The 12,785-nt window shown below is 62.1% G+C and carries 11 protein-coding genes; all 11 read right to left on the reverse strand.

Annotated elements, in window-relative coordinates; all coding sequences use genetic code 11:
- Positions 1-34: 34 nt before the first annotated feature.
- The gene (locus AC1DVV_RS02005; RefSeq protein WP_477666297.1) at positions 35-1,798 is read right to left on the reverse strand and encodes a sensor histidine kinase; all 1,764 of its coding nucleotides are present in this window, start codon (positions 1,796-1,798) and stop codon (positions 35-37) included.
- 74 nt (positions 1,799-1,872) lie between these two features.
- Positions 1,873-2,970: a M14 family metallopeptidase gene (locus AC1DVV_RS02010; RefSeq protein ID WP_457279249.1), complete on the reverse strand. Its 1,098-nt coding sequence runs from the start codon at positions 2,968-2,970 to the stop codon at positions 1,873-1,875.
- A 16-nt stretch (positions 2,971-2,986) separates the two neighbouring features.
- A complete protein-coding gene (locus AC1DVV_RS02015) occupies positions 2,987-4,201 on the reverse strand; it encodes a M20 aminoacylase family protein (RefSeq protein ID WP_477702253.1) in 1,215 nt (404 codons plus the stop codon).
- 80 nt (positions 4,202-4,281) lie between these two features.
- Positions 4,282-5,385: an ABC transporter ATP-binding protein gene (locus tag AC1DVV_RS02020; RefSeq protein WP_457279247.1), complete on the reverse strand. Its 1,104-nt coding sequence runs from the start codon at positions 5,383-5,385 to the stop codon at positions 4,282-4,284.
- Positions 5,382-6,359, reverse strand: a complete 978-nt coding sequence (locus AC1DVV_RS02025) for an ABC transporter ATP-binding protein (protein ID WP_457279246.1) — start codon at positions 6,357-6,359, stop codon at positions 5,382-5,384. Before AC1DVV_RS02025 ends, AC1DVV_RS02020 begins: the two co-directional genes overlap by 4 nt.
- Before the next feature lie 129 nt (positions 6,360-6,488).
- Positions 6,489-7,406, reverse strand: a complete 918-nt coding sequence (locus AC1DVV_RS02030) for an ABC transporter permease (RefSeq protein WP_457279245.1) — start codon at positions 7,404-7,406, stop codon at positions 6,489-6,491.
- A 239-nt stretch (positions 7,407-7,645) separates the two neighbouring features.
- Positions 7,646-9,229 carry an ABC transporter substrate-binding protein gene (locus AC1DVV_RS02035; RefSeq protein ID WP_457279244.1) on the reverse strand — a complete coding sequence of 528 codons (1,584 nt, stop codon included), beginning with the start codon at positions 9,227-9,229 and terminating at the stop codon, positions 7,646-7,648.
- 72 nt (positions 9,230-9,301) lie between these two features.
- Entirely contained in the window at positions 9,302-10,282 is a 981-nt protein-coding gene (locus AC1DVV_RS02040) for an ABC transporter permease (protein WP_457279243.1), read from the reverse strand.
- A 162-nt stretch (positions 10,283-10,444) separates the two neighbouring features.
- Complete coding sequence (locus tag AC1DVV_RS02045) at positions 10,445-11,842, reverse strand: TAXI family TRAP transporter solute-binding subunit (protein WP_457279242.1); 1,398 nt, start codon at positions 11,840-11,842, stop codon at positions 10,445-10,447.
- 138 nt (positions 11,843-11,980) lie between these two features.
- A complete protein-coding gene (locus AC1DVV_RS02050) occupies positions 11,981-12,280 on the reverse strand; it encodes a copper-binding protein (RefSeq protein WP_477702255.1) in 300 nt (99 codons plus the stop codon).
- Between the two features lie 11 nt (positions 12,281-12,291).
- A complete protein-coding gene (locus AC1DVV_RS02055) occupies positions 12,292-12,777 on the reverse strand; it encodes a DUF411 domain-containing protein (protein WP_457279240.1) in 486 nt (161 codons plus the stop codon).
- Between the last annotated feature and the right edge of the window lie 8 nt (positions 12,778-12,785).

Consider the following 12,785-nt stretch of genomic DNA (forward strand, 5'->3'; position numbering starts at 1 on the left):
CGGTGCGCGGGCTGGTTTGGCCCGGTTCCGCGCCTCAAATCGTGACGGTAAAGCGCGTACCCTGGCCCACGACGCTGGTTACGCTTATGTGGCCGCCGTGCAGGTCGACCGAATTTTTGACGATGGCCAGCCCCAGGCCCGTGCCCTGGATTTCGCCGACGTTGCTGGCCCGGTGGAACCACTCGAAGAGGTGGGGAAGCTCTTCGGCCGGAATGCCTATGCCTTGGTCCGCCACCTCAAAGGCCACACGTCCCTCCGACGGAAACACGCGAAAAGAGACTTTTCCGCCTTGCGGCGAATACTTGATGGCGTTGGACAGAAGGTTGCCGAAGATATGGCGCAGCAGCTTTTCATCAAAAAGCCCGATGTCCGGCCGGGCCCCGAATTCCAGGGCCAGTTCACAGCCCGCCTCTGAATACTGGATGCGCGCATCTTCCACCAGGTTCTGGCAAAGCAGTTGCAGATTGATCTCTGCCGGCTGGAACGCCAGCATTTGGGCCTCCACCTTGCCCAGCAGCAGCACGCGGTCCAGCATCTGGGTCATGCGTTGTACGCCGGTTTCTATGGTGGCGATGACGTCGGCTTTTTCGAGTTCGGGCAGGCGGTCGCCGTAGTGCTTGAGGAGTTCGGCGGACGACAGGATAAAGGCCAGCGGCGTGCGGAATTCATGCGACGCCACCGAGATGAAGCGCGACTTCATGTCATTGAGCTCGGTTTGCCGCTGCAGGGTCTGGCGCTGCGTCAGTTCGGCCTGCAAGCGGGCCGTCGCATCTACCACGAAGATCAGGGTCGCCTCGCGTTTGCCCCATTCGATCTGCACGGCGGAGAGCTCCAGCGAACGAACTTCGCCGGCCTGGGTGATCACGCGAAAACCGTACATCGAGTCGACTTCGTCGCCCCGCAGGCGACGCTCGTGGCGCTCGCGCATCACCGGCAGGTCGTCGGGGTGGACGGTCGCGGTGTAGGGCTGGGACAGCAGGTACTCCCGCGGGTGGCCCACGATGCGCTCCAGGCTGGGGTTGGCAAATACCATGCGGCCGTCCTGCACCACCACCACGCCGACACCGACGTTTTCAATCACCGTGCGGTAGCGCTCTTCCGATTTACGCAATTCATCCAGCGCCTGATAGCGTTCAATCGCACTGCTGACGTGGTTGGCGACAAAGGACAGGATGTCGGCATCGGTGTCGCTGTAGGCCACGCCCGGCTCATATCCCTGCACCGCGAGCACGCCGCCTATGGTGCCGCGTATGTGCATGGGCACGCCCAGCCAGGAACTGAAAGTCATGTCGCCACTGCCTTCCGTCACATCACCGGCGGCTTCCAGTACCTTGAGGCGCATGGCGTCAATAATTTGCGGCTTGCCGGTACTCAGGACGAATTCGGTCAGACCCCTGCGATACGGCACATTGCTCAGTTGCAGCGCATCGCCATCGCGCTCGTCCACGTAGTAGGGAAAATCCTTTCGGTGTTTCTGCGCGTCGTACAGGCACACATAGCAATTTTTGGCATACAGCAGCTCTCCCAGCAAGCCGTGAACCGACTGCAGGAAATCGTAGAAAGAGAGATCTGCTGCTGCACGCTCGGCAATGCGGTAAAAAACCCGTTGCAGGGCTTCGGCTTTTTTTTGCTCCAGTGCTTCGGCCTGAAGTTCGCGGGTTCGCTGTTCCAGCCACAGGTTGGCGGATGTCTCCTGCTTCTGCTTTTCAAGCTGCAGATTCCGGTAGTCGGCCTCTAACGCCTGGTATTGCTGTTGCAGCTGCTTGAGCTGGAGTTGCAGGTCGGCGTCGGACGGCATGGCGCGGCTTTCGTGCTCGGGTTGAAAAGAGGGCTGCTGCAATGGCTGCACCCGAGTCATTATGCTGCCCTGGTTCAGGGGGTGTTCAGTCCGCCCACGGTCTGGAACATGGCCTGGCGCGCCTGAGCCACGATTTGTGAGCGCCATTCGTCCGTGTCGACATAAAACGCGTTCATCATCTGCCGCTTGATCGTCGCCTGTTGCTCCGCGGGCATCTCAGGATGCTTGTGCAGCCAGTGGTCGGCGCGCAGGGCGGCAATGACGTCCAGAATGGGCACCGTACCGTATTCCATGGCCATGCCGGTGTATTCGGCCTGCGGGCATTCGTCGGGAACCGACGCCCACATCAAACCCGTCAGGTGCGCCGAGCTGGAGGAGCCGTCGTAGAACGAGGTGACGGGGGTGGCGCCGCCGCCGTCCCACCAGGCGCGCGCACGTGCCAGGGCTATGGGATCGTTGTCGCAGGCAAAAATGCGCTCACCAATCCCGCTGGGGCCCAGCCCCGTGTGCAGGTCCATCCAGGCGATGCGTTTAGCCCGTTGCCCGAAGGTTTGCAGCACTTCGCGCAAGGTGCGATTGCTCCACGTGGGCTCCGTCCCGCCGAAAAACATGCCATCGGCGTATTCATGCTGGCCTTGCGACACGGCCGCCTGGTAGCGTGCCACGCCACGGGTGTCAATATAGGCCGCAATGGCGGCCTGGTTTTCGCTTGTAGGGGGCCACTGCGCGGGTAGCAGCAAATCGTGGAGCTCGCGGTAAGCCTCATTCACAGGCAAGGGCTGGCCGAAGTCATGGAAGTTGCGGTTCAAGTCCACGTTTTCGTGCGTGGTGCGCCGTGCATGGGAAAAGCCGTGGGGATTGATCGCGTGAATGTAGAGCACCGCCACACCGCCCGCGCGGGCCTTGGCGCGCCATTCGGCGTCCTGTGCGGCGCACACCTGCACACCCGAGCCGCAGTAGCCTTCCACGCCGTGGCAAGCGCTGCTGACGATAAAGAGCTTGTTTGCGTCAGGCGAGCCGTCCAGGGCCACGTCCATCGCGAGGGTTTCGCCGTCGCGGCCCTTCAGCGGGTGTTCATAGGCGCGAAGCGCCATGCCGGCGGCGCGAGCCGCCTCGAGGAATTTGGCGCGCGCAGCCGCATAACTGGCTGAAAAAGCCGCGTGTGTGTTCATGGTGTTGTTGGCGTTGTCAGGGGCGCGCCTCAGGAACCGTACCCAGCCAGCGCGTAGCCAGCTGGACCCAGTAGGTGCCGCCCAGGGGGATCAGGTCGTCGTTGAAGTCGTAGCTCGGGTTGTGCAGCGTGCACGGCCCTTCGCCGTGGCCCATGTCGCGGTGCGCGCCGTCACCGTTGGAAATGAAACAGTAGGCGCCTGGCTTGGCTTGCAGCATGTAGGCGAAGTCTTCGGCGCCCATGGTGGGCTCCTGCGGCAGCACGTTGGCCGGCCCCACGATGTCGCTCATCACCCGGCGTGCGAAGTCGGCCTCGGCGGCGCTGTTGACCGTGGGCGGGTAGTTGCGCGTGAACTCGAATTCGCAGCGTGCTTCAAACGCGGCACAGGTGTGTTCGGCCACTTCCTTCATGCGCTTTTCAATCATGTCCAGCACCTCAATGCTGAACGTGCGCACTGTGCCCTGCAACTCGCAGAAGTCCGGCACCACGTTGGTCGCTTCTCCGGCGTGAATCATGGTCACCGAGATGACGCCCGCATCAACCGGTTTTTTGTTGCGGCTGATGATGGTCTGGAAGCCCTGCACCATCTGGCAGGCGACAGGCACAGGGTCGATGCCGAAGTGCGGCATCGCGGCGTGGCTGCCCTTGCCGCGTATAGTGATCTTGAACTCGTTGCTTGATGCCATCACTGGACCCGCGCTGACCGCGAAAGTGCCGACAGGCGCGCCCGGCCAGTTGTGCATGCCAAAGACCGCTTCGACGGGGAATTTTTCAAAGAGGCCGTCCTTGATCATCTCGCGTGCGCCGCCGCCGCCTTCCTCGGCCGGCTGGAAGATCAGGTAGACCGTGCCGTCAAAGTCTCGGTTCTGCGAGAGGTGGCGTGCCGCGGCCAGCAGCATCGCGGTGTGGCCATCATGGCCACAGGCGTGCATCTTGCCCTGCCGCGTGCTGGCATGGGGGAATTTGTTGAACTCCTGCATGGGCAGCGCGTCCATGTCGGCGCGCAGCCCCACGGCCCGGCCACAAGCGCCGCCGTCGCGGCCGTGCACGATACCCACCACGCCGGTGGTGCCCATGCCGCGGTGAATCGGGATGCCCCAAGATTCGAGCTTTTGCGCGACCACGTCGGCGGTGCGTACTTCCTGGAAGCACAGTTCGGGATGGGCGTGGATGTCGCGGCGCACGGCAGCGATGTCGGCCGCCCCGGCCAGGATGGATTCAATGATTTTCATGGCAGTGTCCCCTGAGAGTACATATTAACCAAGCCGGTTCCGCTTTGCATGGCCGTGCCTGGGTTCCTGGTATTTGTTCCCTAAATTCGGCCCTCTTCAACCGCATGGCAGGCCACACGAACGCCTTCGAGCTGCAGAAACTCCGGCCGTTCGCTGCGGCAACGCTCGTTGGCATGCGGGCAGCGCGGGTGGAAGGTGCAGCCGGCGGGCGGGTTCAGCGGATTGGGCACTTCGCCCGATACCGGCGTGCGGGCCCGGCCGGTGTCATGCATCTTGGGGATGGCATCCAGCAGCATGCGTGTGTAGGGATGGCGCGGCCTGTCGAACAGGCTGTGCTTGTCGGCCATCTCGACCAGGCGGCCCAGGTACATCACACCGACCTGGTCGCTCACGTGGCGCACCACTGCGAGGTTGTGCGAGATGAAGAGGTAAGTCAGGCCGCGCTTTCGCTGCAGGTCTTTCATGATGTTAAGCACCTGTGCCTGCACGCTCACGTCCAGCGCAGAGGTCGGCTCGTCGCAGACCAGGAACTCGGGCTCCGTGGCCAGCGCGCGCGCGATCGAGATGCGCTGGCGCTGCCCGCCCGAGAATTGATGCGGATACTTGGGCATGTCCAGCGCAGACAGACCCACCGACCTCAGCAGCTCGTCCACCCGTTCCTTGAGTGCTGCACTGTCACTCAGGATGCCGTGCTCGTGCAATGGTTCGGCGATGATGTCTTCCACAGTCCAGCGCGGGTTCAGGCTGGCATAGGGGTCCTGAAAAATCATCTGGATGCGCCTGCGCAATTGCCGGCCCTGGGGTGTCTTGAAAGCGGAATGCGCATCCTGGCCGTCAAAGGTCAATCCACCGCGCGTCGGCTCATAGAGACCCACCAGCAGGCGGGCGACGGTGCTTTTGCCGCAGCCCGACTCGCCGACCAGTGCCAGCGTCTTGCCTCTCTCGATGTCGAAGCTCACGCCGTCGACGGCCTTTAGCAGCAGCCTGGGCTTGCGTTCGAGCACCCGGTTCAGCCAGGGTGGCGACACATCGAAGGTTTTCGCAAGGTCGTGGGCTTGGACTAACGCCCCCACGCTTGTCGCTTCGCGTACTTCGCTGCCCCCCGAGGGGGCCGATTTTCCTTGGGGCGGCCCGGCGGAAAATTCTCCCGCGCTGACTTGGGACGTGCTCAAAATGTCGCTCATGCCGCCACCCCTTCGTGCGTGTCATGCAGCCAGCAGGCCGCCCACGTAGCACCGGCTGGCATCAGGTCGGGCCGTTCCTGACGGCAGCGGTCGAACGCTTTGGGGCAGCGCGGGTTGAAGGCACAGCCCTGGGGAATGGCGTTCAGGCGAGGCATGGCGCCGTCGATCTGGTAGAGGCGTTCGCGTTCCACTGTGATGTCGGGAATGGCGGCCATCAGGCCCGCGGTATAGGGGTGTGATGGATGGTTGATCACCTGATGCACCGGTCCGAGCTCGGCGATCCGCCCGGCGTACATCACGGCCACACGGTCGCAGGTTTCGGCGATCACGCCCATGTCGTGGGTGATCAGCATGACGGCGGCACCGCGCTGCCGGCAGATGTTTTTGAGCAGGGTGATGATTTGTGCCTGGATCGATACGTCAAGCGCGGTGGTCGGTTCGTCGGCCACGATGAGCTTGGGCTCGGCCGCCAGCGCCAGGGCGATTACCACGCGCTGGCGCATACCGCCCGAGAACTGATGCGGGTAGTGGTCTATGCGCTGTGCGGCGGCGGGAATGCCGGTGTCGTCCAGCAGTTCGATGGCGCGCGCCCGGGCTTCCTGCGTGCTGACAGGCAAATGAGCCTGGATGGTTTCCACCAATTGCCGGCCTATGGTGTAGAGCGGATTCAGCGAGGTCAGCGGATCCTGGAAGATCGCGCCTATCTTTCTCCCCCGGATGTGGCGCATGCGCTCATGGGGCAGGTTGTCGATGCGTTCGCCCTCGAGCAGGATCTGGCCGCCCGCCACGCGCCCGGGCGGCTCCAGCAGGCCGATGATGGCTGCGCCGGTCAGCGACTTGCCCGCGCCCGATTCACCGACCACGCCAAGGATTTCTCCGGGTGCGATGTCAAATGTGATGTCGTCCAGCGCACGCAGCGTGCCACGCCGGCCGGGAAACTCGACCACAAGATTCTTGATTTGCAGAAGGCTCATTGACGGTTCAGCTCACGAAGTGAGCGATGAGTAAGGTTTTTCCGCCGGGCCGCCCCAAGGAAAAATGCGCTCCCTCGGGGGGCAGCGTAGTACACGTAGTGACAAGCGTGGGGGCATTCATTTTTTGGCCTACCTCAGACGGGGATTGAGGGCATCACGCAACCAGTCACCCAGCAGGTTCACGCTCAGCGCAATCAACACCAGCATCAGGCCCGGGAACACGGTGATCCACCACTCGCCCGAGAACAGGTAGTCGTTTCCGACGCGGATCAGCGTACCCAGCGAGGGTGAGGTGGGCGGCGCGCCCACGCCCAGGAAGGACAGCGTGGCTTCGGTGATGATGGCGGTCGCCACCTGGATGGTGGCAAGCACCAGTACAGGCCCCATCACATTGGGCAGCACATGGCGCCGCATGATGCGCAAGGGCGAGACACCGGTGACGCGTGCAGCCTGTACATATTCCTTGCTGCGTTCCACCATGGTGGAGCCACGCACGGTGCGCGCGTATTGCACCCAACCCGACTGCCCCATCGAAATAGACAGAATCAGCACACCCATGGCGAGCAGCTGACTCGCGTCAGGAAACACCGCGCGGCCCACACCGGCGATCAGTAGCGCGACCAGGATGGGCGGAAAAGACGACATCACATCGCATACGCGCATCAGGGCTGCGTCGATCCAGCCGCCGCGAAAGCCCGCGAGCAAGCCCAGCGACACGCCGGCCAGCATGGACAGGATGACAGAGGCCACACCCACTACCAATGAAATGCGCGCGCCATACATCAGCGCCGACAAAATGTCGCGACCCTGGTCATCGGTGCCCAGCAGGTATTTGGCGCTGCCCTGGGCGCTCCAGGCCGGCGGCAGGCGCGCATCGCTGAGCTCCAGCGTGCTCAGGTTAAATGGGTCGTGCGGGGCCACCCAGCCGGCAAACACCGAACAGAAAACGCAGACCAGCGCAATGGCCGCCGCAAGCATCGCAACCGGCGAGGTGCGAAAACTGTGGCCCACATCGCTGTCAAACCAGCGCGCAAGAGTTTTTGTCATCAAAAGAAAGAGCAATCCATATAACCAAAGACGAGCAAAGCGAGACCTGTGCCAGCAACAGCGCGGAACCGGCTTTGCCGGGCCGCAGCTGTTGTCCCCTGCAGGGGAGAGGCCGTTACGCGAAGCGAAAAGGCAACAGGGGGAGGTTACCTTCAGCGCGGAACCGGCTTTGCCGGGCCGCTGCTGTTGTCCCCTGTAGGGGAGAAGCCGTTACGCGAAGCGAAAAGGCAATAGGGGGCTTACTTCTTCACAGTTATCCACTTGAAGAACATGAAGTTGTCGGCCATCTGGACCAGTTCCACCTTCTTGTTCATGCCCCAGGCCAGCGACTGCTGGTGCAGCGGTATGTGGCCGATGTCGGCCCCGTGGATGTCGAACGCTTCCTTGATCATCGCATTGCGTTTGGTCTTGTCGGTTTCGGATTGAACCTTCCTGGTCAGCTCGTCAAACTTCGGATTGCAATATGCGCCCAGATTGAACTGGCCGGCGCCCTTGTCGTCGACACAGGCGACCAGGGCATTCATGGCGTTGTGGGCGTCATAGGTGCCGGGTGTCCAGCCCAGCATGTAAAAGCTGGTGTCGCGACGCAAAATCTTGGGGAAATAGGTGCCTTTGGTTTCAGCCTGGAGGTTGATCTTGACGTTGATGCGTGAAAGATTGGCTGCCACAGCCTGGCAAATCCGGCTGTCGTTCACATAACGGTCGTTCGGGCAGTTCATGGACACTTCAAAGCCGCTCGCATAGCCGGCATCTGCCATCAGCTTTTTGGCGGCTTCAGGGTCGTAGGGCAAGCGCTTGTTCTGGTCGGCCTGGAAGCCGTTGATACCGGGGCCGATCAGCAGCGCTGTCGGGTTGGAGCCGCCGCGCATCACGGTTTTCTTGATGCCTTCGATGTCGATGGCCTGATAGAAGGCCTGGCGCACGCGCTTGTCCTTGAACGGGTTTTTGCCCTTCACGCTGGAATACAGGAGTTCGTCGCGCTTTTGGTCCATGCCCAGGAAAATGGTGCGCAGCTCTGGTCCGGCCAGAACACGGGTTGCGGCGTTGCTGTTGACACGGTCAATATCCTGCACCGGCACGGGCTCCATCACGTCGACTTCACCGGACAGCAAGGCTGCCACGCGCGTGGCGTCGTTGCCGATGGGGGTGAAGACCACCTCCTGAACGTTGCCTTCAATCTTGCCCCAGTAGGTGCCGTTGCGGACAAAGGTGGTGCGCACATTGGGTTGACGCTCCCGTACCCGGTAAGGGCCGGTGCCGTTGGCACGGAAGGACGCGGCGTTTTCAATGCCTTTACGGCGGTCCACCGGCTTGGTCGCCTGGTTGGTTTCGCACCATTTCTTGCTCATGATGTAAACCAGCGTGATCACGTCGGGCAAGATGGGAAAGGGTGTTTTGGTTTCGATCTCGACCACATGGTCGTTGATCTTGCGCACTTCCTTGAAGTCGTTGGTGTAGCTCTTCATGTCCGAGCCGTCGGCCTGGGTCCGGTTAAAGCTGAACACCACGTCATCGGCGGTGAACGGCGTGCCGTCGTGAAACTGCACGCCCTTGCGCAGTTCGAAGCGCCATACGGAAGGTGACGTCTGTTTCCACGAGGTCGCCAGGCCAGGCGCCAGGCTCAGGTCCTTGTTGCGGATGACCAGGCCTTCATACGCGTTGCCCGTCACGCTGAGCTGCAGTGACTCGTTCAGCGAATGCGGATCCATCGACAATGAATCGCCCTGGTTGGCGACTCGCAGGGTTTGCGCCGAAGCGATAAAACTTGTGGCCGTGAGGCCGCACAGCACAGCGGCTGAAAGCAGATTGGACTTGAATTTCATCAGGAACTCCTTGTGAAAGGGATGAGGACTTGCGGGTGTAAAAAATGAAAGAAAGGGGCGCGGCCTGCGCCATCAGTGGCCTGTGGCATTGCCGACGCGAAGCCGCGGGTCCACTGCGAAATACAGCAGGTCGACGACCAGGTTGATGGCCACAAAAATCAGCGCAATCAGGCACAGGTAAGCGGCCATGACGGGGATGTCGGCAAAGGTCACTGCCTGAATGAACAGCAGGCCCATGCCCGGCCACTGAAACACGGTTTCGGTGATGATGGCAAAGGCGATCAGTCCGCCCAGTTGCAGCCCGGTAATGGTCATTACCGGCACCAGCGTGTTGCGCAAGGCATGGCCGAAATGGATGGCCCGGTCGGGCAGGCCGCGGGCCCGTGCGAACTTGATGTAGTCGGTGCGCAATACCTCCAGCATTTCGGCGCGCACCAACCGCATGATCAACGTGAGCTGAAAGACGGCCAGCGTCACGGCCGGCAGGACGATGTGGTGCCAGCCGTCGGCCTTGAAGAGGCCTGTGCTCCACCAGCCGATCTGCACCGTCTCGCCACGGCCAAAGCTCGGGAACCACCCCAGGCCCACGGCGAACACCAGGATCAGCAGGATGCCGATCAGGAAAGTGGGCAGTGAAACACCCAGCAGCGACACCGTCATGAACACCTGGCTCAGGAACGAGCCGCGGCGCAGCGCCGAATACACGCCCATCGGGATACCGATGAGCAAGGCCAAAACGGCCGCCACCAGCGCCAGCTCCAGCGTGGCGGGGAAGCGTTCGGAAATCAGGCGCGACACCTTGGCGCCCTGTCGCAGGCTCAAGCCGAATTCGCCCTGCGCGGCGTTGACCAGGAAATGCCAGAACTGGACGATAAAAGGCCGGTCCAGCCCGAGGTCGGTACGCAGTTGCCTGATCTGCGCCGGTGTGGCGTCCTGTCCCAGAAGGAACACCACCGGGTCACCGACATACTGAAAGAGCATGAAGGCAATCAAGGCGACCACGACCATCACGATCACGGCCTGGATCAGGCGGCGCAGAATAAAAGCAAGCATTGGCCAAAGAAAAGTGTCGGACGATACTAGCAGAGCAATTGCTATGCCGACACAGGGGTTTACTTTAGGGTTAAAGAACCACGTGGCCCCGGCAATTGCCCTGAATCGGGCCTTTCATTGCCCTTTTAAGGTGCCGCGCGCCTCTTTGCGGCGCGACCGGCTTTAAAGCCTTTGCAGCTTTTTTCGGACCAGGTGAATATTCCCGCGCAGCGCATACAACTCGTCGGTATAGGACAGCGGCACCGTGATTTTTTCGGCGCGGCTTTCCAGGTTGTTGAGTTCTTCCAGCAAGGCCGCGTTGCCGCTGTTTTCCCCGGAGATTTCCACGCGGTTTTCGATGTCGCGCAGTTGGCCGTACCAGCGGAAGATGCGTGAACGCACACGAAAGGCGTAAAGCGGCGGGATGATGCGCGACAGCGGCAGCATGATGGCGATGATGATGCCCATCGCCAGCCACATCCGCTCGACCAGGTTGGCTACCCAGAAGGGCAGGTAGCGCTGCAGCACGGGGGTGCCGTTCTTGATGGCGCGCTCGGCCTCCTTGGCAATGGGCAATTCGCTGTTGTCGCGGTTCGGGTATTCGCGGGCGCTTTTGAACCAGCCGGCCCCGCCGTGGATGTCGTTACCGGCCTGGGCCAGCAGTTGCTGCAGTGCGGGGTGGATGCCGGAGCGCGTGATCAGTGAGGTGGTCGACGCGACCAGCCGTACGTCATCGGGCGGAATATTGCCCGCCAGATCCACCACACCGCGTGGCAGGCGGGTCGGCGTCAAAAATGCAAAGCGCCGCGAATAGGCTTCGCTCTGGGCGAAATTCATGAGCTTGACGCCGGGGGTTTGCAGCAGCATCTGCACCATCAGCGACTCCGGGGCGGACGCGAACACAATCGCGTCCAGTTCGCCGCCCAGAAAGGCCACGGTCGCGGGTGTCTGCTCCAGCCTGGAGACTTTCATCGTAGCGGGGTCGATGCGGTTGCTGTCGAACAGTTTTGCCATCAGGCTGGGGACTCCGCTGCCTGGCGTTCCCAGGTTGACGCGCAGGCCCTGCAATTGCGTGAGCGATGTGAGGCTGGCGTCTTCGCCCGTATCCGCGGAGTCTGCCTTTGCGGCGAGTCGGCTGCCTGGTGCCTTCGCGGCCCGTGCCGCGGCAGCCACCTTGCGCGCCGCATCTTCCCGGTAGAACAACCAGAGCGGCTCGACAAACAGGCTGCCCAGCGACGACAGGTCTTCTTCATCCTGGGCGGTGTAGTCGCTGGTGCCGCCCTGGACAAAACCGACGTCCACCTTGCCTTCGCGCAGCAGCTGCAGGTTGGCGGCTGAGCCTTCCGAGGGTACAAGGACCACCTGGATGCCCTCCTGAGCCAGCGCCTTGGCGTAACGTTTGCCGAATTCTTCATAGGCGCTTTGCGCCGGGCCGGTCGCCAGGGTCACCCGCTTGGGCGGGTTCGGGTCCAGCCACCAATAGGCCAATACCAGCAGCGCCGCCGCCAGCAGGATGAACGGGCCGGCGGAGACCCACAGATCGCGCAGGGACAACAGGGTGTAGCGAATGGTTTTAGGCATGCGCCGAACCATAGCATGGGGCCGCTGCCGGCCTGCAGGCAAAGTTTGTCTATTGGTAAAAATGGCCTGCAGGCCAATCAGGACAAGCGCAATAAGCTATCAAAATGAGAGCGGATTGGCGATCGTGCCGGTGGGCACTTACTTGCGGGGTTCGATGGAAAGCACGGTATAGGCCCCGTTGATCTTGTCTACGGTGAAACTGACCTGGTCCCCGGCCTTGACCGCTTCCAGCATCGCGGGGTCCTTGACCTGGAACACCATGGTCATGCCGGGCATGTCCAGGTTCTTGATCTCACCGTGCTTGAGGGTGATCTTGCCGGCCTCTTTATCGACTTTGCGGACTTCGCCTTCGGTCGGCGGCAAGGCCGCCTGCGCCAGGGAAAGCGACGTGGCCAGTACGGCAAACAGGGCAGTCCCTATGCGGTTAAAACGTTTCATGGGGAATCCTTTCAGGTGCGGTGATAGCTTTGGTAAATGCGGGTACTGCCATCGCGGTGAACCAGCAGCACGTCATACGGGTCTTTGCGTCCGCCATAAAGCGGCGCATCCATGCCGGGCGAGCCCACCGGCATGCCGGGAACGGCCAGGCCTACGGCCTGCGGGCTCTCTTTGAGCAGGCGGTAGATCTCGCGGGCCGGCACATGGCCTTCCAGTGCGTAGCGCTTGCCGGCCAGGCTGACTTCCGCCGTGTGGCAGGAGCCGAGCTTTTCCGGGATGCCGAGCCGGGTCCGCGCCGCCGTGTTGCCGCTGTCGTGAATGCGAACCTGGAACCCGTTGGCCTGCAGATGCGTCACCCAGTCCTTGCAGCAGCCGCAGTCAGGGTCTTTCCAGACTTCGACGGGTACTTGGGTCGTCTGGGCCCACAGTGCCGGGGTGAGGGCTGAAGCGCTTGCAATCGCGGCCGTCACCTGGATGAGTTGTCGTCTTTGCATCATGTGTACTC

The organism is Polaromonas sp. P3_B4, from assembly GCF_056402835.1.